Origin of the sequence: Kribbella sp. CA-253562, from assembly GCF_050942265.1 — a bacterium.
Classification (GTDB): domain Bacteria; phylum Actinomycetota; class Actinomycetes; order Propionibacteriales; family Kribbellaceae; genus Kribbella.
Genome location: NZ_CP192049.1, coordinates 2,267,122 through 2,286,768 on the forward strand (window position 1 = coordinate 2,267,122; position 19,647 = coordinate 2,286,768).

A 19,647-nucleotide genomic window follows, 5' to 3' on the forward strand; every position below is an offset into this window, starting at 1 on the left:
TGAGAGGTGACAGCACTCGGATCACCCGGGACCTCAACGGTCTAGCCGACGTGGATGCCGGGTCGTCGGTCGGGGTCGGGTTCGTGCTGGCGGATGATCTCGCGGACGACGGGGGCGGTGTCGCCTCGGCCGAGGATGAGGTAGCGGAGCAGGTGCGACAGCGGGTTGCCTTCGGACCACTCGAAGTGGCAATGCGGCCGTACGCCGGTGGTGTCGCGCAGGGTCAGCAGGATCGCGGCGATCGCGTTCGGGGCCGCCGGGCTCTCGGCGCGCAGGATCCGGTAGCCGTCGACCTCGATGCCTTCGACGCGCAGGACGTCGCTGAAGGTGGAGGGGTCGACGACGTCGATCTCCAGGAACATCACGTCCGCGTGGCCGGGGACCGGGTCCATAGCGCGGACCTCGGCCTCCTTGGCGGAGTACTCGGCGGCGTCGCCGGCCTGGCGGCGGTTCGCGATCAGGTTGAGGGCGCCGTCGTTGCGGATCGAGTCGGTGACGAACCGGCGGGCGGTGTCGTCGAACTCGATCCGGTCGGCACGCAGTTCGGTGGTGCGTGAAACGCGCGAGATCAGTGAGACCACGATGATGCCGGCGATGAACAGGCCGGAGATCGCGATGCCGTCAGGCTTCTCCCGGATGTTCTCGACCAGGGCGTACAGCAGGACGAGGGTGAGAACGGTGAAGGCGGTCGTCTGACGACGCTGCCTCCGGTGCGCGGCCGACACCGTGACGGCGACCGCGCCGGACACCATCATGACCAGGATCCCGGTCGCGTAGGCGCCGGCCTGGGCGTCGACATCGGCGCCGAAGGCAACAGTGATGAGAATGCTGATCGCGGTGTAGACCAGCACCACCGGCCGGACGGCGCGGCCCCACTCCGGCGCCATGCCGTACGTGGGCAGGTAGCGCGGCACGATGTTGATCAGCCCGGCCATCGCCGAGGCGCCGGCGAACCACAGGATCAGGATGCTGCTGATGTCGTAGGCGGTGCCGAAGATCTCGCCGAGGTGTTCGTGGGCGAGGTAGGCCATCGCGCGGCCGTTCGCGGCGCCGCCGGGCTCGAACTCCTCAGCCGGGATGAGCACGGTGGTGATGAAGCTGGTGGCCAGCAGGTAGACGCTCATGATCAGCGCGGCGGCGGTGAGCAGTTTCTTGGTGTTGCGGATCCGGTCGGCGAGTCGCTGAGCGGTGTCGTTGCCGTCGGCAGCGACCAGCGGCATCATGCTGACCCCGGTCTCGAAGCCGGACAGGCCGAGGACGAGCAGGGGGAAAGCGATGATCGCGGGCCCGATCACGCCGCCGAATCCGTTCCGGCCTTCGGTCAGCGCGTCGATCCAGTGCGAGAACGCGCCCGAACCCGTGACGACGTCGTACAGGCCCACGATCACGACCACGGCGTTGAGCGCCAGGAAGATCCCGACCAGCGGGATCGCGACGCCGACCGCCTCGCTGAAGCCGAGCAGGAAGACGCCACCGAGGATCAGCAGCAGCACGACGGTGACCGCGACCTCCTGGCCGTGCAGGAAACCCGGGGCGTAGGGGTTCTCGAGCAGGTGCACGGTGGCGTCGGCCGAGGACAGCGTGATCGTGATGATCCACGAGGTGGCGACGAAGCCGAGCAGGAGCAGGACGAAGATCTTGCCGCGCCAGAACGGCAGCAGATTCTCCAGCATCGCGATCGATCCCTGACCATGCGGGCACTCCTTCGCCACTCGCCGGTACATCGGCAACATGCCGAGCAACGTGAGCGCCACGATCAGCAATGTTGCCAAGGGCGACAGTGCGCCGGCGGCGAGCGCGGCGATGCCCGGCAGGTACGACAGAGTGGAGAAGTAGTCGACCCCGGTCAGACACATGACCTTCCACCACGCCTGCGGCGGTGCGTGTCCCTCGCCGGCCTCGGGACCGACGGGCTGTACCCGGTGCTGCAGCAACCAACCGCGCACTCCGCGGGTGCTGGCCGGCTCGCTCGGACCCTGGACGGTGGCGGGTACGGCGTACTCGTCTTGAGTGGTCACGGATGCCAGGATGCATGAGCTTTCCGGCCAAGCCGTAATCGGTGTTAGAGACCTGTGAGAACCCTGCACCGTGGGGATCCCAAGTGGGTACATTTGCGCCGGGGATTCCGATTTACGGTCTGTCGCCTGCTGATCAGTTCAGGGTCGGGATCCAGTGGGCCAGCGCGGCCTCGATCTCGGCCGGCGAGTCCTCAGGCAGGAAGTGGGAACCGTCGACGGTCACCTCGTCTTGAGACGGCCAGGTGCGGCACAGATCTCGCAGCGGCCCCGTGAGCAGGCCGCCGGGGGAGCCGTTGACGAAGAGCTTGGGCACGTCGCAGGTCGCCATCCAGCGTGCGTTGGCTTCGACGATTGCGTGGACGTCGGCTGGTTCGCCGTCGATCGGGATCTCCCGGGCCCAGGTGAGCATCGGGCGCCGGGATTCTCCGGGCTCGAGGTAGGGACGCCGGTACGCGGCCAGGTCGTGGTCGTCCAGTTTCCGCAGCGTGCCGGCTTGCAGGACTGTCTCGATGAAGACGTTCTCGGTCAGGACCAGTTGTTCGCCCGCAGTACTGCGTAGTGGCTTGAAGAGGTCTGGGCTGGGGGCGTTGGGGCTGTCCCAGGTGACCGGCGCGACAAGTGTTTCGAGGTAGGCGATTCCGGCGACGTCCTCCGGGTGGCGGCGGGCCCAGTCGGTCGCGAGCACGCCGCCCCAGTCGTGCCCGACCAGCACAACCGGCTCGCTCAGGTGCAGGCTGTGCAGGAACGCGTCGAAGTATCGCTGATGCGTGGTGAACCGGTACCGGTGAGGGTCGGCGCCCGGCACCGGGTCGGAGTCGCCCATGCCGGGCAGGTCGAGTGCGAGGCAACGCCCGAGTCGTGGGCTCATCACCTGTCGCCACAGGTACGACGACGTCGGGTTGCCGTGCACGAACACCACCGGCCTGCCCTCGCCGATGGTCCGGCACGCGAGCCGGAGATCCAGTACGGAAAACAGCTCGGCGGTCATGACTCATTGTCCCGTCGCCGACGGGTCAGTGGTCAACGGACTGGAGCAACGCCAGGTGAACGGTCCTTGACGCTTGCGAGCTGTCGCAGCTTCTCCTCGGCCGGCGATCCCGGTTTCGCCGAGTACACGATCAGCAGTTGCTCGTCGTCGTCCGGGTGGTACAGCGTCTCGTAGTCGAGTTCGAGCCTTCCGGCGTCGGGATGATCGAACCGTTTGACGCCGAATCTCTTGCGGCGCACCGTGTGCAGCTGGGGGTCGGTGGGGTGCCGGCCGAGGTCGAGTCGCAGGAATCCGACGGTGTTGCGGACGACCAGTTCCCGGTCCGGGTATCGCCGGCTGACGTCGTCGTTCAGCAGGACGAGGCGGGCGAGGTTGCGTTCGCGGGGAGGTAGCGCGGCGAAGTCGGTGATCAGTGCCGCGGCGAGTGCGTTCCAGGCCAGGATGTCCATGCGTCGGCCGAGCACGAACGCCGGTGTGGCGGATCCGATCGCGTGCAGCACTTGCCGCAGTCCGGGTCGTACCTCTGCTCGGCGTGGCATTGGTGGCGCGGGCCGCGCCAACTGGTGGAGGTGGCAACGCTCGTCCTCGGTCAGTCGCAGCGCCGCCGCCAGTGCGTCGAGTACGTTTCAGGCGCCGCCTCGGGTGCGATTTTCACAGATGGCCGACATCGGTGGCTTCCTCAAGCCACCCCGATCAGTCGAAACCTTGGAGCGAGATGCGAGGTCGGCGGAGATGTCGCGGGAGCAGGGTGCCAGGAAACACGATGTAGGGCACCCGTCCGTGCCTGCTGGTCCGTGGGCGCGGCCCGATGATGGCTTCGTCCATCTGGAGCATTCACTTCGTGTCGTCACACCATTCGACCAACGTGCCTGGTCGGTACGGCGATCCAAGGCCTATCGCCAACGAGCTATGGGGCTCTGTTCAGAGGCTGATCAACACCTCGTTGTGGGTTCATGCCGGCGGTGCCTGAGCTGGTCACCTCAGTCGATTCTCTCGTCGCGGACGTTTCTCGGAAAGGTGGCCTGAGGCACCTCGTCATCGTTCCAGAAGGATGCGCTCTCCTCGTAGATTCGAGGCATTACGCCGATCGACCGCCGTTCAACAGGCCGTCGATGCCGCTTCTGTGGGCTCAGCTAGTCAAGCGAACCGGCACGGACGGCTGCTTCCGAGGCTGCCCGGAGTGCTTCGGCCGGATCGCCCTCGTGGTAGATGCGTTCGTTCGGCTCGATGTTGTCCAAGAAGCGCTGATACGTGTGAGCCGCGAGCAGTTGGGCGATCACTGTCATCGGTTCGAGAGCACGCAGGGGTTGGCTATCTGGTAGCTCGCGCTGCCAAGCCGATGACCACGTCTCGATTGCGACGTCCTTCTTTTCCTCTGGCAACCAGTCGCGCAGCCGCTGGATGTCGGCGGCCGGGTGGCCGAGATAGCTGTCGGCCCAGTCGACGATCAGCCGGTTCGTGCCGTCGGAGCGCCAGTTGCCGGGATGGAAATCCCCGTGGACCACGGTGTTCGGCAGCCCTGAGGACTCCAACTCCTCGATGAGCCCCGGCAGCGCCTCCTTCAGTACGCGGACTCGGGTGAGATCTTCGGCCGACAGTTGCCTGCCCACTTCGCCGGCCAGCAACCTGTCCAGCTCCGCTGGCAGATCCGCCGGTAGGAGCTTGGGGATGTGCAGTTCCTCTACAGCAATTCGAGCCTGTACTGAGACCCATCGGCTCACCACGTCCTGCACGGTCGGCAGATCTGGCTCCCAACAGTCGATACCCGGCGCGTGCGCGAGCAGGGACCACCGGTTCTCCAGGTCGACACCGAGCACAGTCGGTGCGAGGGCGGCGTCGTACCGGCGGACATGCTGGATGATCTCCGCGTCCACGCTGCAGAACGGGCTGGTCGCCTTGGCCCACGCACCACCCTCCGCGCTCGGGATGCGGATCAAACATGAAAGGTTCCACGTCTTCACCTGTGTCGGGGTCCCGGCGCCGACGATGCCGCAGGCCCAGTCGGCCAAGCGTTGCGGGCCGTCCACCTCGGCCCAAGTCGCACGGAGGGGGTGTGGCTTGATCACTTCGGCCCAGCGGGGATCCGGCGTAGGGTCGAGCGCGTCCGGACGCGGGTCGGCGGCAGCTTGGACGTGATAGACGACCCGGCCGCCCCTGATGGATTCAGCGCTGTCGGCCTGCACCAGCCGCAGAACGAACGTCGGCACACCGAGTAGTACTTCAAGCTGCGCGGTGACGTCTTCGATCTCCGACCACCATGGTCGATCCGCCTCGAACGCCGGCGCCTTGCCGACGTACCGATCCCCAACACTTACCAGCGCTTCCACTGTCTTCAATTCCCAGCCACCGCCATCTCTCGAAGCCCGCCATTTCCAGCATTCTTTTCGTTACGGACGTACCACCGTCCCTGGGCTGAGTCACGTCACCTCAGCAATACGCCGGAGCCTGGCGACCGGATCTACCCCGGTGCGAATCGACGGGGTCACACACATCGATCTGTCGGCGACAACTGATCTCACCCCGCGCGTCATTCGCCGGGACACGGCGGTCGTTGTAGCCACCGCGCTCACTGGCAGCCCTCCGTCACGGCGATCCTCAGCTGAGGCCGTGCGCCGAGCAGCTACGCCGACCCGCTCGATGGTTTGACGGTTCAGGTTTCAGCGGCGTGCCGGCGGTTGGCCTAGCCCAATGCGTGGCTGGTGAACGGCGCGACGGTGTCCGCCGGCCGGATCAGGGCCATGGCTGCCGCAGCGTCGTCGATGGTCAACTGGACGCCGCTGCCGTCCGGTGCGGGCGCGGCGCCGCCGACCTTGCCTGGGTACGGCCAGATCGCGGGACGCGCTCCGTTGCGCGCAGGAGGCTCATGTCACTGCGCAATACGCGCCGATCGCCGCCTCGGTTCACGCCAAGGGTCTGCAGCAATTCCCAGTCAGGGCACTCGCCCGGCGTTCCTTCCGCGGGCCCGGCCGGCCAGCGGTCCACCGGGTCGCTGCCGCGTCCATCCAGCGTGCGGGGATGGTGAGCCCGGTCGACAGGAGCTAAACCCTACGTAGCGCCCTGGCGCCGGCTGGCGACTACGGCGGCGGAGGTCTGCACTCTGTTGCTCGGGCTCAGGTAGTGACGGCGCCACTACTGAACGCGCTGAATCGCACTCACCGGCTCTGCTCGCGGTCACTGCTCATCCCCTGCGTACTTGCAAGCGGTTCAGAGCGTCTCGGGATGTGGTCTATCGGCAGGCCCAGACGCTGCGCCGCGGCAGTGAGGGCTGCGGCGTAGTCCGGATTCGCTTCGCCTGGTTGAGGAGGGTCGAACAAGATGTAACACAACGCCGGCACAAACTGTCCGTTCACAGTCCGGGCGAGTACTGGCTCGGCTCGATAGGTTGGCAATGCGCCGTACAGGACGTCCACTTCGTCGTGCGTCAAGGCGTAGACGACACCCCACGCATGTGCGCCGGTGCATCGGAGCAGGGTGGCCTGGGTTCCGATTCTCAGGGAGTAGTCCGCGACGGAGGCTCGCCGCGGATCACGCGGCTGAACTCCACGGTCGCCCAGGAGATCGGGATCCATGTACAAGCCGTAGAAAAACACGTTGATCATTCTGCGATTCGAGTTGTCGTCCATCATGACCTCCTTGAGTCGAGCCTGACCTGCAGTACGGATGCCGGGCGCCTTGCGGTTGGTTCACCCGCCGTCACCACTTGGGCGCAGGTGGTCGTGCGCCGGCATCCGACCCCGTGGGCATAGGCATGTGCGCCGCGCTGCGAATAGGCAGGTGTCACCGATGTCTCGGCTGTCCCCACCGATGAGAGTGGATGGCGAGGCTCCGGGGTGAGCCATCAGGGAGGAACGGGGTATGGACCTCATGGTTGCGGCACCGCCGAGTGTCGCCCCCGCGCGTCGTACCGAATCTGTCGTCGGTCGGGACAGCGGTGTCGAGAGCCGGAACAACGTGACGCTGGCCGATCCGGGCGATCCGGATCCCAGCTTGGCCGAGAGGTTTCGTGGCGGCGACCAGACGGCGTTGTGGGAGATGTATCGGCGGTACTCCGCGCCGATGTTCGTCATCGCGCTCAAGATGCTCGGGCGGCATGACCTTGCGGCGGACTCCGTTCAGCGGGCGTTCATCCAGGCGTGGCAGGCTGCCGACCGGTTCGATGCGGGGCGTGAGCTCCAGCCGTGGCTGTACGCGATCACGCGGCGGGCGTCGATCGACGTGTACCGACGGGAGCGCCGCGCGTCGGAGACGCTGCCGCTGGACGTCGATGGAGCCGATCGCGCGCTGGCGACCGAGGACACCACGATGGATGAGACCTGGCGTACGTGGCAGGTCCGCCGGGCGCTCGACCAGCTGCACCCGGATGAGCGCGAGGTGCTCCAGTTGGCGTACCACTGCGAGTACACCCAAAGCGAGATCGCCCAGAAGCTCGGGATCGCCCTCGGCACGGTGAAGAGCCGGACAGCGCGAGGCCAACGTCGGCTGGCCGAGTTGCTGCACCACATGCGCGACGAGGTCTTCGCTTAGAAACACTTCCCGGAAGCAACCGACCCATGGAGGACGCCATGAGGATTGGCATCGGTCTGCCGAATCAGGTGCCGAACGTTCGGGCGGAGCTGATTCCGCGCTGGGCGTCGCTTGCCGAGGAGGCAGGGTTCAACAGTCTCGGCACCGTCGGCCGCCTGGCTTACCCGGGTGTTGCGGACACGGTTGCGCTGGCCGCGGCGGCCGGCGCGAGCCGCACGATCGGTCTGATCAGCACGGTTCTGGTCGCGCCCTCGTGGCCGGCTGTTCTGCTCGCCAAGGAGCTTGCCGGAATCGACGCTGTCTCCGGCGGTCGCCTGACGGTCGGGGTCGGGGTCGGACCGCGGGCCGACGACTTCCCCACCGGGGAGTCGTTCGCCAGCCGTGGCCGGCGCCTTGATGACGACCTGCAAATCTACCGTGACGTCTGGGCCGGTAAGCCGGTCGGTGACGGGGGCAGTCCTGCGGTTGCCGACGGCACCCGGAGTCTTCCTCTGCTGTTCGGCGGATTCGCGCCCGCCGCGCTTCGCAGGATGGCTACCTGGGGAGACGGTTACATCGGCGCATCGTTCCCGCCCGAATTGATTGCCCCGTCGTACGAGGCTGCTCGCGCAGCGTGGAAGCAGGCCGGTCGCGCAGGCAGTCCGCGTCTGGTCGCAATGTCCTACTTCAACCTCAGCGACGAGGAGCGCGGTCGGGACAACGTGTTTGACTACTACCGGTTCGCCCCTGAGTTCGCCGAACTGGCCTCGCGGACGCTTCCCGCCGGTGTGCGCGCCGTAAAGGAGCGGATCGCAGCGTTTGCGGATCTGGGCGCCGAGGAAATCATCCTCACACCGACGCTGGGCACCATCGATGAGCTGTGCAGGCTTGCCGACGCCGTGTTGTGACAGGGTTTGCCAGATCTCGCGGTTCAGTCGACGAAGCCGGCTCGCCACGCGGGAGCTGGGAAGGGAGAACCGTAGATCCTGGTTTCGCGGGAGATTCGGCCGTTGCTGAACTCGACGACGTTGGCGACGTAGAAGATCTCGCCGCCGTAGTCCGACCGGCCCAGGACGACGAAGTGGTCGCCGGCGCCGGTGATGCGCAGGATCTGGATCGACGGGGGATTCGGGTACTCCCGTTGCATCGCACGCATCTTGTCCCGTCCGACGATGCACTCACCCGACTGTGGCATCTCGAGCACGTAGTCCTCGGTGCGCATCTCGTGCTCCGCCTCCGCCGACAGCGCGAGCTTTCCGTCGGTCGGCCACAAACGCTCGAGCACCTCACGATTCCGGTCCATCAGCTCACCGTCCTCAATCTTCGCCCGGGCCGCATCACCCAGCAGTACGAACGGTTCTGACCACCGGTTCGCACTGCGAGCAGACTGCCGGCGGCAGGAGGCTCATCCGGTACGCGTCGGATCGCTGGAGGGTTCGCGACGCCAGGAGCGTGCGGTCCTGATCGCTTCGCGTCGATTGGCAGCGTCAAGCTTCGCGAGGATCGCTGCCATGTGGTGATCGACGGTCCGCACCGAGACAACCAGTCTTTCGGCGATCTCCCTGTTGGTCAGACCCTCGGTGACCAACATGAGCACCTCCAGCTGCCGATCACTGAGTCCGGCCGGATTGACCCTCGCTGGCCGCGGCCGCGGGGAGCGGGGAACGCTGTGAACGCCCAGACGCTTGAGCTCCCGCCGGACCATTGTCGCTACGTGATCCGCGCCGAGGTCTTCGAGCGCCCCACGTCGGTAAGCTAACTGGCGTGTGCCTATCTCTGGGAGGCACCGTGGTCATTCTCGACGAAGCGACCTCAAGCTCGGCGTGGCGAGCGAGGCGATCGCCGAGTTGCTGCTTCGAGTTGGTTGGTGAGGCTCGGTGAGTTCTGGAGAGTGAGGCCGTGAGTGGCGATGAGGTCGTTGATGAGGGCGCGGCTGATCGCGATTCGGCCGGTTTCGACGAGTTCGATCTTGGTTTGGGGCAGCCCAGGGAGTCGGCGACGGCTGTGCGTGTGATGCCGGCTGCGCGGAGGGCTAGCCCGGGGTCTCGGCGGGCTGTGCTGCCGACGGGGAGAGGCTTGTCCGGACGGATCGGCGGACGTTGGAGGGGTCGCGGTAGCCGCTGTTGGTGTCGGGGAAGACTGGTTCGTCGAGGTGGACTCCTGCGGCGCGACGATACAGAGCAGTGTGATGTGACACGCAGTCACGATCCGGAGAAAGTCTTGAGGTGGACCCTCGGAGCGTCTCGGTGCCGTCGACCGAGCTCGCTGCATGCGAGGCGCCGTGTGGGCCGCCGGCAAAGTGGTTCGAAAGTTGTCTGCTGGACGCACAAAGGGCCCAGTCGTCAACCTCGACGCCGAAAGCTCCAAACCCCTCCCACACGCCGCCAAAACCAAATCACGAGACTTCCGGTAACTGGAACAAGGGCTGCTCAGACACGCGGTGTGCGTAGGTCCGCGCACCTCTGGCCGACGCACAAGCCGGTCTCGCGAAGCGGTTGATGTGATGACCCCGGAAACCGACATCCGGCTCTGCAATCGGTCTGCAACCTCAACCGGCATCATCGGGCGAGCTCCGCTGACACACCCAGGGGCGCGGGTGATTCGCCGTTACGGCGCGGCAACTTCGACTTAGCGAGGACGACCTTCATGACCAATCCGTTCGAGAGTGAGGACTACGACTACCTCGTGCTCGCCAACGGTCTCCGGCAGTACTCGCTGTGGCCGGCGTTCACCGAGATTCCGGCAGGTTGGGATCGCGTGCACGGTCCGGACTCCCGGGCCCGTTGCCTCACTCACGTCGAATCGCGGAGCGATTTCAGTGACTCCTCCGCTCGCCGAACCGCCCCGCCCAGCGGACAGTCTTCGACGCTCGTCGACATCTTCGAGCGCCAGGTCAACCTCTCTCCCGACGCAATCGCGCTCGAGTTCGGCGATACCCGCCTCTCGTACCGTGATGTCGACGACCACGCCAATCGGCTCTCCGGCCTGCTGGCGGACCTTGGCGTCGGTCGTGAACACGTGGTCGCGGTTCTCCTTCCACGGAGCGATCTACTGATCGTCGCGGAGTTGGCTGTTACCAAGGCCGGCGCGACCTTCCTGCCGCTCGATGTGTCGAGCCCTGCCGACAGGCTGAGGTTCTTTCTCTCCGACGCGGACCCGGCGTGTGTCATCGCTACCTCTGCCGGCCGACCCGCACTCGTGGGTTGGACCGGACCCGTCATCGATCTCGACGACGCGCAAGTGGCCAAGCAGCTCGTAGAACGATCCGCGGGTGCTCGCGCGACGCGACCCGCAGTAGACGACGCGGCGTACATCATCTACACGTCAGGATCAACCGGTCGGCCCAAGGGAGTGGTAGTCACTCATCGTGGCTTTGCGGATCTGACGAGGTCCGTCGTCCGCGACGCTGAGCTCAAGCCGGGATGCCGGGTGCTCCAGGTGGCTTCCCCGGCGTTCGATGCATCGATCCTCGAGCTGTTGATGGCTTTCGGCTCGGGAGCAACCCTTGTCGTCCCCACGGCATCCGTGATGGCCGGTGACGAGCTCCGATCCGAACTGATCGCGGGCAGAATCACCCATGCCTTGATCGGACCCGCAGTCCTGGCCGACTTGGAGCCCTCAGGCCTCGAGGAGCTGACGACGCTCCTGGTCGGCGGCGAGGCATGTACTGCGGTACTCGCCGAGCGGTGGTCGCGCGGCCGGAGAATGCTCAATGCCTACGGGCCGACAGAGGCAACGATCTGTGTGACGTACAGTCAGCCGTTGTCCGGACGAGGCTCGCCGCCTATTGGCTGCCCGGTCGACGCCTCGGTGGTTCATGTCCTTGATGAGCGACTCGAGACCGTGGTCGGCAGCGAGATCGGCGAGCTGTACGTCGCCGGCGCCTGCCTGGCGCGCGGATACCTCGCTCGACCGGGACTTACAGCCGAACGGTTTGTAGCGGATCCGATGGGGCCTTCCGGCGCGCGCATGTACCGCACCGGTGACCTGGTGCGGTGGAATGACAGCGGGCAGCTCGAGTTCGTCGGCCGCGCCGACGACCAGGTCAAGTTGCGAGGTCACCGGATCGAGCTCGGCGAGGTTGAGGCCGCACTGCTGTCCTCCACAGCGGTTGCTCAAGCAGTGGTGACCCTCCACCACTCGCCGCAAGGGCATCGGCGCCTGGTCGCCTATGTTGTGCTGGAAGCCGGCATGATGCCGCACGTTCCCTTGCTTCGTGATCAACTCAGGCAGTCGTTGCCGGACCACATGGTTCCTTCGGCGTTCACGTTCTTGGACCGCTTCCCCCTGACCACCAGCGGAAAGATCGATCGCAAGGCGCTGCCGGCGCCGGACCTGGACGGCAGCGTCCAGCTAGCTCGGACGCCGCGCAACGAACTCGAGCGAATCCTCTGCCGCCTGTTCGCCGAGACGCTCGGCCTTTCGGCCATTGGGATCGACGACGACTTCTTCATGGCGGGGGGAGACTCGCTGAGTGGATCGCAGCTGGTACGCCGGATTCGCGACGAGGCCGGCGTTCTGGTCACCGCCCAGGACTTCTTCCGCGCTCCGACAGTGGCCGCGGTCAGCGAATCGACCATGGGTTGATCACAGCTTGGGGAGCATGCGCAATGCCTGTGCCCGCGTTGTCATGACTGCCAGGCCTGCCAGGGCTGCGGCGAACATCAGAGCTGCCGCGGTTCCCCCGACTCGGTCGTAGAGAGCGCCCGCAGCAAGCGGGGAGACCCACAGTAGTGCGCGTTGGAACGTCATCAGCATCATCAGCACGCGGCCCAACACTTCCGGTGGAGTCGCCTTGACGAGGTGAGTCTCTAGGACGACGTTAGTCGGTGCGGCACACAGGTACACGATCCCGAGGAAGATGCCGGCCTGCCAAGCTGTCTGTGCCACCGCGATGCCCGCAGCGCAGAAGGCAAGGATCCAGGACGTTGCCCGGACGACCCGCTCACCGGACAAGCACCTGGCGATTCGGGTGGCGAAGGTTGCGCCGATCAATCCGAGCGCAGAGGCAAGGGACGAGGCCAGACCGACAGTGGTCGGATCATCGCCTCGTCCTTTGCCCATGGCTATGAAGAGCAGAAGCAGGCCAACGATGCATGCGTCTGTCAGACAGGTCCAGAACAGCAGGAAACGAACGAAAGCGCTCCCCTGGACGAAGCGTCGCCCTTCCGACAACTGACGACGGATCGATGGAGCTGCTTCGCCGTGCAACCGATCGGGCCCGAGGGATCGGCGCATGAGGATCACGCTCAGCACGACCAGTAGGTAGGACAGGCCGTCGGCCGCGAACGGCAACCAGGCAGCGGTCATGAAGAGCAGCCCACCCAGGGGAGGTCCTGCAAGGCCTGCTGCGGAGTCACGTGCCTGCATGCGCGCGGTGGCCTGGCCGAGCTGCGCAGGAGCCACCAGCCGAGATACGACGGGTCCTGCAGCAGCGTTGTGGAGGGCAAGCGCGACCCCGTCCACGAGCGAGAGAGCCGCTACCAGCCGAACCTCGACATGACCGACGAAGGCGAGGCCGGCGACGGCGGCGGCGACGGATGCCTGCGTGAAGGTCGAAAGCACCAACAAGCGCCGACGCGACATCCTATCGGTCAGTAGGCCGGCGGGGACGGCGGCGACGAGGAAGCCGACACTCTGGCAGGCCGCGACCGCGCCGGCCGCGGTGGCTGATGCGGTCGAATAGAGAATCAGCAAAGGGAACGCGATGCCCGATATCTGGCTGCCAATAGCAGACAGAGCTGTTGCTGACCACCAGAGGTTGTAGTCGCGGTTGCGCCACAAAGACTCCACGAACTCTCCTCGCTGTCGAGCGGCCGAGTCGGCCCAACCTTGACCTCTACGCCGCTGACCGGCCGATCGGTTCGCACGTCCGCAATGCAACGGGACTGCAATAACCGCTGCCATTCTTGGACTCGATCGCCAAGGCCGGGCGACGCCAATAGCCGGCCGCCGGATTAGTGAACGGAGCCGTGTCAGTGTCGATGTGTGAGGTCCCACCCGCGGGGCTCCGGCATCCAAAGCCACTCGGGAACGGTGCGCACATTCGCGTCATCAGTCCCTCGGGGCCGATGCTGGTGCCCTGGCGTGCCGACAACGCACGGTTGGTGATGGAGTCGCTCGGTTTCCGGGTCAGTTACGCAACGCATGCCCGAACGGCCAACGAGGACGGCACTATCGCGGGATCGGCGGAGCTTCGCGCCGCCGACTTCATGGACGCCTTCACCGATGCCGACGTAGACCTCGTGTTCTGTGCCAGCGGCGGGACGGGTTCGCTCGATCTGTTGCCGCTCCTGGACGCGACGCGGTTGCGCGGGCAGAACAAGTCCTTTGTCGGTAACAGTGACAACGTCTGGCTCAACCACTACCTGTATCAGGAAGTCGGCCTGAGTTCCTTCTACGGAGTCACATTCACGCCAGAGATGGGCGAACCAGGCGGACCGTTTCCCGAAACGCTGGAGTACTTTCGCCGTGTACTGACATCGGACGACGACCTGGTGTGCCGGCCGATGGTCAGCCGTTCCAGCCAGTTCAGGCGATGGTCACCTACCGGCGACAATGATCACGAGCCGAGACCGAGGAACCATGGCGGCGGCTGGCAATGGGTAAGAACCGGTGCTGGATGCGGTCCGCTCATCGGTGGCGAGATCAGCTGTCTCGTTGAGATGGCGGCACGTCTGCGCATGCAGACCGATCGCTCCGTTCTCTTCTGGGATGTCGGGCTGTACAACAACCGCGATGTATCCGAGCAGTTTCGCGAGCTCGCAGAAGTGCTTCCACTGGACAGACTCGCGGGAATGATGGTGGGACCGGACGTGCGTCATACGCCAGAAGCCTGGGCGGACCGGGTCATGGAAGTGCTGGACGAGGTACTTCCAGCTGCGACCTTCCCCGTTGTCGTCAACGCCGACGTCGGTCACATCGACCCCAAGTGGGTTGTGCCCTACGGCAGGGAAGTACGTCTCGATTCTTCGCACGGTGTGATCTTCCCGCGCGGGGAGTGACCGGGCACGGCGCGCTCGACGCGCAACAACTCCGCTTGTGAGATTTGACGCGGTGAAGAGGAAAAATGCGAATTCTTGTGGCCCAGCCATGGCCGTACTACCAACGAACCGGCGGGGGCAGTAAGTCACACCGACTCGTCGTCGACCAGCTTGTCCGCGCTGGACATGAATGCCACGTGCTCGCATCAGGTGACTTTCCGCGCGGGTCGGAGCCGATCGCCGATGACGCGCGGATCGGCGTGGCGCGCGCGAGGTTCGGAGAGGTGCACCTGTGGCGAACGAGTGATTCGGCAACTGTCGCTGACACGCTGCGGGCGCTCGCAACCCACGTCCAGCCGGACCGAGTCGTGATTCCGAATGACGACAACCAATGGACGATTCTCGAGGCGGCGTTGGAGGTCGCACCCCAGCGAGTCGTCTGCATCGTCCACACCCTGCAGCAATTGCCGTTCGGCCCACAGGCGTACCGAACGGACCGGCGTGCCACCGAACTGCTGGCGGAGTGCGCGGGCATCATCTGCGTCAGCAACGCTGCCAGGGACTACCTGCGCCGTTCGGGCCTCAACTCGACGACGATCTACCCGAACGTGTACGAGGACATGATCGGTCTCGAACCATCTCGTGGCGGGGACCTGGCGATGATGGTGACTCCGTGCTCCTACAAGGGCATCGACATCTTCCTTGCGTTGGCGGAGAGATTTCCGGAGATCAACTTCGCGGGCGTACGAGGCTGGGCGACGACCGACGATGACGTGCGTCGCATCAACGCGGCGCCCAACGTGGAGCTGCTGGAGCCTGATGCCGACTTCACGCGGCTACTGCGCCGGGCCAAAGTGCTTTTGATGCCGTCGTTGTGGGAGGAGACCTACGGCTACACATCTGTCGAAGCGATGCTGCACGGAGTCCCCGTGATCGCCAGTGACATCGGCGGTCTCCGGGAGGCGAAGCTCGGAGTGCCCTACGTCCTTCCGGTCAACACCATCACGCGATACCGCGAAAGCGGAGTCGCATGGCGTCCTTTTGCTGACGTTCCGCCACAGGACATCGATCCCTGGGCAACTGCCCTGGCCCAGCTCTGGTACGACGACGCAATCTACGCAGCGGTTGCTCGGGAGTCGTACGGCGCAGCCAACAGGTTCGTCACGAACTTGGACAGCAACGCGATCGAGACGTTCCTGCGCTACCTGACGCCGGCGACGAATGCGGAGAAATCGACGCTTCGCCGCAGCACTCATTCCTGACTTCTGTAAGGGGCAATCCGTTGTCTGCTGTTTACTCGACCTTCCAGGACGCCTATCTCGCCGAACTGGACATCACGTTCAACAAGCCCGAATACCGCAACGCCCCACGCGGGTTCTCCAGCAGCGAGCGACTCGGCGTCAGCTTCGCGATCACCGACGCCGTGCAGCGGCATGTCGCCTTACCCGCGCGCCGCACCAACCTGATCTTCTGTTTCGCCGAAGCCCTGTGGTACCTCGCCGGCACGGACGACCTGTCGTTCATCTCCTACTACGCGCCGGGAATGACGAAGTACTCCGCGGACGGGCGAACCTTGCAGGGAACCGCCTACGGTCCTCGGATCTTCAGGTATCCGCGGGTCGAGCTCGACCAGTGGTCCGCGATCAGGACGGTGCTGCACGAGGATCCCGACAGCAAACGCGCCGTGATTCAGATCTTCGATCCCGTCGAGTTGCAGGAGTCGAGCAATATCGACGTCGCCTGCACTTTGGCCCTGCAGTTCCTGATCCGTGACGGGGCGCTGTGCATGGTCGGTTTCATGCGCGCCAACGATGCCTTTCGCGGCATGGTCAGCGATGTCTTCTCCTTCACCATGCTGCAGGAACTGATGGCGCACCAACTCGGTCTGCCCGTCGGGACCTACCACCACCAGGTCGGATCGATGCATGTCTACGACTCCGACACCGAGTGGGCGAGCAAGGTGTTGGCCGAGGCCGCGGGCCGGCCGGCAGACAGCGCAGAGATGCCCTTCCCAGCCATGCCCGCCGGCGACAACTGGCCGTATGTACGTGCCGTTCTCGACTGGGAGCGAGCGCTGCGGCTCGGGGAGGCCGAGTTGAGCGCCGACCAGTTGCGCACTCTTGATCTTCCGGACTACTGGAGACACGTCGTCACCCTTTTCGAGCTCCAGCGACGAATCAGCAAGCTGGGCAAGCGACCTAGCCCCGATGTCGTGGAACTGCTGCCGGCCGTGTTGCGTGACAGTGTCACCAACCGGTGGCCGCACTTGCATGTCTGACCTGTTCACCTACCGCCAAAAGAGAAGGAAACATCATGTCGGAAAACGCGACCGCCGTCTCCACCGGGCTGCGTGCAGTCTTCGTAGGCGGCCCCTTCCTACGCCTTGTTGATCCGAGGACCGGCCGCATGTCCGATCAGGACCAGGCGCTGTTCGAACGGCTCATCGGCCACTTCGAGCAGCTCGGCGCCAAGGTCTACAACGCCCACCGCCGGGAGGCGTGGGGCGAGGCGTTCCTCACCGCGCCGGAGGTCACGAAACTCGACTTCACCGAGATCGGTGACTCTGATCTGTTCGTCGCCTTCCCCGGGGTGCCTGTCTCCCCGGGGACGCATGTCGAGATCGGCTGGGCCAGCGCGTTCGGCAAGCCGATGGTGCTGTTTCTCGAGAAGGACAAGCCACATACGTTCCTGGTCACCGGGTTGGAGACCGTGGCGAACATCGAGTTCATCTGGTTCGACGACTACGAGGAGATCTTTCAGCAGCTCGACGGTGCGGTCGCCCGGGTCATGGCGAGGTCTGCGCAGCAGTGACCACACATGCGGGCGAGGTGCCGGTCTGCCTCACGATCGGTTCAAGTGATTCCAGTGGTGGGGCCGGCATCCAAGGCGACATCAAGGCTTACGCCGCTGTCGGTTGTTACTCCGCCACGGTAGTGGTGGGAGTGACGGCACAGAACATGGCCGGGGTGCGGGAGCGCTGGACGCTGCCGATCGAAGCGATCGACGCCCAGCTCGACGCGGTGTTCGACGAGCTGCCGATCGCGGCGGTGAAGGTCGGTACGACGTGGAGCGCGAAAGTGCTGAGCACCATCGCCGTGCACCTTGCCCGCTGCGCTGAGCGGGGCGTTCCGATCGTGGTAGACCCGGTGATCACCTCGACTGCAGGCTCCACCATCAGCCGGGACGTCGACCTCGACGCGATCACCCGATATCTGTTGCCTTGGGCCACGGTGGTGACTCCCAACCGGGCGGAGTCGCGGTTGCTGGCCAGCCGGCGCACGGCGTCCTCGCGGCGCGCGGAGGCCGAACGGATCGCCCAACTCGGTGCGTCGACCGTCGTGATCTCGCCGGGGCCGGGTGAGACCGGCGACTGGTTCTTCGACGGCGCTGAGCACCACCTGATCGAAGGTGATCACCATTCCGGTGGCGCCGAGCATGGTGCGGGCTGCGCGCATTCCGCAACGCTTGCCGGCCTGCTGGCGCAGCGCTGGTCCCTGACGGACGCGGTGATCGAGGCCAAGCGCCGGTCGTCGCTGGGTGTGGCGCGTGGACTGGCCGCCGTCGGCGAGCACGTTCACCCCGTGGACATGCTCCACCTTGCTGATTTGGCGTGCGCGCGGACGGAGTCGGGCTGATGACAGAGCAGCAAACACCATTGACGCGGGAGGAGATCGATGAACGGATGGGTCGCGTTCCGCTGTTCGCCGTGTTCATGTGGGCCGACGGTGACTACGATCAGGAAACGGCCTGGCGCGGTGGGCTGATGTGGGAGTACCTACGCTGGCAGCTCGATCTAGAGGACCGAGGTCTGCTGCTGGCCGCCGGACCATTGGACTACGACCTGGACGTGCGCGACCCCGGGCGACCGCTCGGCATGTACATCCTTGCGGTCGGGTCCAAGGACGAGGCCCAGCGCATCGCCGATCAGGAACCGTTTTTTCGGTTAGGCCTGCGCAAGCACCGGGTCAGCGCCTTCTTCCTCAACGAGGGCACGGCGATCGCCGAAGGGCGCAGGCTGCTGAGTCGATCGGCCGAGATCACCACGTGACGAGTCTGACCTCGCAGGGCCATGGCGGCGCTCTGCGCGGGCCTGTTCAACATCGGCCACCAACTCCCGTGGATGGTCCTGGCCCCGCGAGCGGCCGTTGCGACATCGGCCGCAGTACGGCGGAGGCCTCGCCGGCGCGAAGCCGGTGGAGTCCGTCTGCCGCCGAGCGCTGCTTCGTACGCGAGCATCACCAACTGTCCGAACCCGAACACGACGTCGTCGCCGACGAGAATGCCGAGAGAACTGATGACCTTCATGGACGAGTGCCGAACGTATGCCGCGTCGGCGTGGCGCGCCTACGAGCACCATCCCTGGATCGAGGCGATGGCCCGCGACGAGCTGCCGCGGGAGAAGTTCGTGGCCTTCCAGGTCTGCGATGCGCCTTACATCGTCGATCTGCACCGCACGCTGGCCCTCGGCGTCGCCAAGGCACCCACCGGGTCGTCTTGGACCAAGGGTGCGACCACCGTGCTCGACGAGGTGTGGGTGCTCAACGAGATCGCGGCCAAGCAGGACGTCCTGGCCGACCTCGGTATCACCGAACCGCTGGCCATCGGTCCGGACGCCTACATCCCGGCCCGTGAAGCCTATGCCAACCATCTGGTGCGCACCGCGCTGGAATTCGGCATCGGCGAGATCGCCTCCGCGCTGCAGCCGTGCGCGATGTTCAGTGCCGTGATCGGACGCCGGTTCGCCGGTGTCGAGTTGTCCGTGCCCGCCTACCAGAAGTGGGCCGACATCTATGTCAAGCGCGCTGTGCATCGGATGGCCGAGGAGCACGCTGCGATGATGGAGACCTGTGCGGCGCGGACCGATCAGGCCGGCCGAGACCGGATGAAGCTGATCTACTTGCGCAGCATCCAGCACCAGGTGGCGGTCTTCGACGCCGCGTGGGAGCTGGACCTCGCGTGGCCTGGCGAGGAACACCGATGACCGTCCGCGACTGGGCGAGGGTGCCAGCTGCCGTTGTGGAACAGGTCGGACAGCCCGCGGCCGCCGTCCAGGTCGTCAAGCCGCGGCGCCCGCCTGGTCAAGGCGGACCGCAGCGGACCGCCAACTGGGCGACGCGGCCGTCATTCGCGGACGGGTCGTCCTGGTCGGCTTCAT

General features: G+C 65.6%; 18 protein-coding genes. 10 read left to right on the forward strand and 8 right to left on the reverse strand.

Annotation, left to right across the window (positions count from 1 at the left end; translation table 11 throughout):
- Positions 1-41: 41 nt before the first annotated feature.
- The 5 genes from ACQPXM_RS11110 to ACQPXM_RS11130 all read right to left on the reverse strand — a co-directional run bounded on the left by ACQPXM_RS11110 (position 42) and on the right by ACQPXM_RS11130 (position 6,629).
- Positions 42-2,018: an amino acid transporter gene (locus tag ACQPXM_RS11110; protein WP_432947512.1), complete on the reverse strand. Its 1,977-nt coding sequence runs from the start codon at positions 2,016-2,018 to the stop codon at positions 42-44.
- A gap of 133 nt (positions 2,019-2,151) precedes the next feature.
- Positions 2,152-3,006: a haloalkane dehalogenase gene (locus ACQPXM_RS11115; RefSeq protein WP_432947513.1), complete on the reverse strand. Its 855-nt coding sequence runs from the start codon at positions 3,004-3,006 to the stop codon at positions 2,152-2,154.
- A 32-nt stretch (positions 3,007-3,038) separates the two neighbouring features.
- Positions 3,039-3,506 (reverse strand): hypothetical protein, encoded by a 468-nt coding sequence (locus ACQPXM_RS11120; RefSeq protein WP_432947515.1) that lies wholly within the window; start codon positions 3,504-3,506, stop codon positions 3,039-3,041.
- A gap of 633 nt (positions 3,507-4,139) precedes the next feature.
- Positions 4,140-5,333, reverse strand: coding sequence for an aminoglycoside phosphotransferase family protein (locus ACQPXM_RS11125; protein ID WP_432950990.1), 1,194 nt, complete (start codon positions 5,331-5,333; stop codon positions 4,140-4,142).
- 825 nt (positions 5,334-6,158) lie between these two features.
- Positions 6,159-6,629 carry a gamma-glutamylcyclotransferase family protein gene (locus ACQPXM_RS11130; protein ID WP_432947517.1) on the reverse strand — a complete coding sequence of 157 codons (471 nt, stop codon included), beginning with the start codon at positions 6,627-6,629 and terminating at the stop codon, positions 6,159-6,161.
- Positions 6,630-6,861: 232 nt separating this feature from the next.
- Between ACQPXM_RS11130 and ACQPXM_RS11135 the strand changes: the two genes are divergently transcribed.
- Entirely contained in the window at positions 6,862-7,530 is a 669-nt protein-coding gene (locus ACQPXM_RS11135) for an RNA polymerase sigma factor (protein WP_432947519.1), read from the forward strand.
- Positions 7,531-7,568: 38 nt separating this feature from the next.
- Complete coding sequence (locus tag ACQPXM_RS11140) at positions 7,569-8,417, forward strand: LLM class flavin-dependent oxidoreductase (protein WP_432947521.1); 849 nt, start codon at positions 7,569-7,571, stop codon at positions 8,415-8,417.
- Positions 8,418-8,440: 23 nt separating this feature from the next.
- On the opposite strand, the gene ACQPXM_RS11145 is transcribed toward ACQPXM_RS11140, so the two are convergent.
- Together ACQPXM_RS11145 and ACQPXM_RS11150 are read right to left on the reverse strand one after the other, a co-directional pair.
- Positions 8,441-8,812 carry a nuclear transport factor 2 family protein gene (locus ACQPXM_RS11145; protein ID WP_432947523.1) on the reverse strand — a complete coding sequence of 124 codons (372 nt, stop codon included), beginning with the start codon at positions 8,810-8,812 and terminating at the stop codon, positions 8,441-8,443.
- 102 nt (positions 8,813-8,914) lie between these two features.
- The gene (locus ACQPXM_RS11150) at positions 8,915-9,100 is read right to left on the reverse strand and encodes a response regulator transcription factor (protein ID WP_432947525.1); all 186 of its coding nucleotides are present in this window, start codon (positions 9,098-9,100) and stop codon (positions 8,915-8,917) included.
- A 1,055-nt stretch (positions 9,101-10,155) separates the two neighbouring features.
- Here ACQPXM_RS11150 and ACQPXM_RS11155 point away from each other — a divergent pair.
- Positions 10,156-12,096, forward strand: coding sequence for an amino acid adenylation domain-containing protein (locus tag ACQPXM_RS11155; RefSeq protein WP_432947527.1), 1,941 nt, complete (start codon positions 10,156-10,158; stop codon positions 12,094-12,096).
- Here the strand turns inward: ACQPXM_RS11155 and ACQPXM_RS11160 are convergent, their stop codons facing one another.
- Entirely contained in the window at positions 12,097-13,302 is a 1,206-nt protein-coding gene (locus tag ACQPXM_RS11160; protein ID WP_432947529.1) for an MFS transporter, read from the reverse strand.
- A gap of 278 nt (positions 13,303-13,580) precedes the next feature.
- On the opposite strand from ACQPXM_RS11160, the gene ACQPXM_RS11165 reads away from it, so the two are divergent.
- The 7 genes from ACQPXM_RS11165 (at position 13,581) to ACQPXM_RS11195 (ending at position 19,473) form a co-directional block, all read left to right on the forward strand.
- A complete protein-coding gene (locus ACQPXM_RS11165) occupies positions 13,581-14,513 on the forward strand; it encodes an LD-carboxypeptidase (RefSeq protein ID WP_432947531.1) in 933 nt (310 codons plus the stop codon).
- 65 nt (positions 14,514-14,578) lie between these two features.
- A complete protein-coding gene (locus tag ACQPXM_RS11170) occupies positions 14,579-15,754 on the forward strand; it encodes a glycosyltransferase family 4 protein (protein WP_432947533.1) in 1,176 nt (391 codons plus the stop codon).
- A 20-nt stretch (positions 15,755-15,774) separates the two neighbouring features.
- Positions 15,775-16,770 carry a thymidylate synthase gene (locus ACQPXM_RS11175; RefSeq protein WP_432947535.1) on the forward strand — a complete coding sequence of 332 codons (996 nt, stop codon included), beginning with the start codon at positions 15,775-15,777 and terminating at the stop codon, positions 16,768-16,770.
- A gap of 35 nt (positions 16,771-16,805) precedes the next feature.
- The gene (locus ACQPXM_RS11180; RefSeq protein ID WP_432947537.1) at positions 16,806-17,303 is read left to right on the forward strand and encodes a nucleoside 2-deoxyribosyltransferase; all 498 of its coding nucleotides are present in this window, start codon (positions 16,806-16,808) and stop codon (positions 17,301-17,303) included.
- 17 nt (positions 17,304-17,320) lie between these two features.
- Entirely contained in the window at positions 17,321-18,127 is an 807-nt protein-coding gene (thiD, locus tag ACQPXM_RS11185) for a bifunctional hydroxymethylpyrimidine kinase/phosphomethylpyrimidine kinase (protein WP_432950992.1), read from the forward strand.
- A complete protein-coding gene (locus tag ACQPXM_RS11190; RefSeq protein ID WP_432947539.1) occupies positions 18,127-18,540 on the forward strand; it encodes a YciI family protein in 414 nt (137 codons plus the stop codon). The genes thiD and ACQPXM_RS11190 overlap by 1 nt, the downstream gene beginning before the upstream one ends.
- Positions 18,541-18,786: 246 nt before the next feature.
- On the forward strand, positions 18,787-19,473 hold the full coding sequence (locus tag ACQPXM_RS11195) for a TenA family protein (RefSeq protein ID WP_432947541.1): 687 nt from the start codon (positions 18,787-18,789) through the stop codon (positions 19,471-19,473).
- Positions 19,474-19,647: the final 174 nt, after the last annotated feature.

Coding starts and splice junctions, on each gene's coding strand:
- ACQPXM_RS11115 (WP_432947513.1), bottom strand. CDS start 3,006: ATGACCGCCGAGCTGTTTTCCGTACTGGATCTCCGGCTCGCGTGCCGG.
- ACQPXM_RS11130 (WP_432947517.1), bottom strand. CDS start 6,629: ATGGACGACAACTCGAATCGCAGAATGATCAACGTGTTTTTCTACGGC.
- ACQPXM_RS11135 (WP_432947519.1), top strand. CDS start 6,862: ATGGACCTCATGGTTGCGGCACCGCCGAGTGTCGCCCCCGCGCGTCGT.
- ACQPXM_RS11140 (WP_432947521.1), top strand. CDS start 7,569: ATGAGGATTGGCATCGGTCTGCCGAATCAGGTGCCGAACGTTCGGGCG.
- ACQPXM_RS11145 (WP_432947523.1), bottom strand. CDS start 8,812: ATGGACCGGAATCGTGAGGTGCTCGAGCGTTTGTGGCCGACCGACGGA.
- ACQPXM_RS11150 (WP_432947525.1), bottom strand. CDS start 9,100: ATGTTGGTCACCGAGGGTCTGACCAACAGGGAGATCGCCGAAAGACTG.
- ACQPXM_RS11155 (WP_432947527.1), top strand. CDS start 10,156: ATGACCAATCCGTTCGAGAGTGAGGACTACGACTACCTCGTGCTCGCC.
- ACQPXM_RS11165 (WP_432947531.1), top strand. CDS start 13,581: ATGCTGGTGCCCTGGCGTGCCGACAACGCACGGTTGGTGATGGAGTCG.
- ACQPXM_RS11170 (WP_432947533.1), top strand. CDS start 14,579: ATGCGAATTCTTGTGGCCCAGCCATGGCCGTACTACCAACGAACCGGC.
- ACQPXM_RS11180 (WP_432947537.1), top strand. CDS start 16,806: ATGTCGGAAAACGCGACCGCCGTCTCCACCGGGCTGCGTGCAGTCTTC.
- ACQPXM_RS11190 (WP_432947539.1), top strand. CDS start 18,127: ATGACAGAGCAGCAAACACCATTGACGCGGGAGGAGATCGATGAACGG.
- ACQPXM_RS11195 (WP_432947541.1), top strand. CDS start 18,787: ATGACCTTCATGGACGAGTGCCGAACGTATGCCGCGTCGGCGTGGCGC.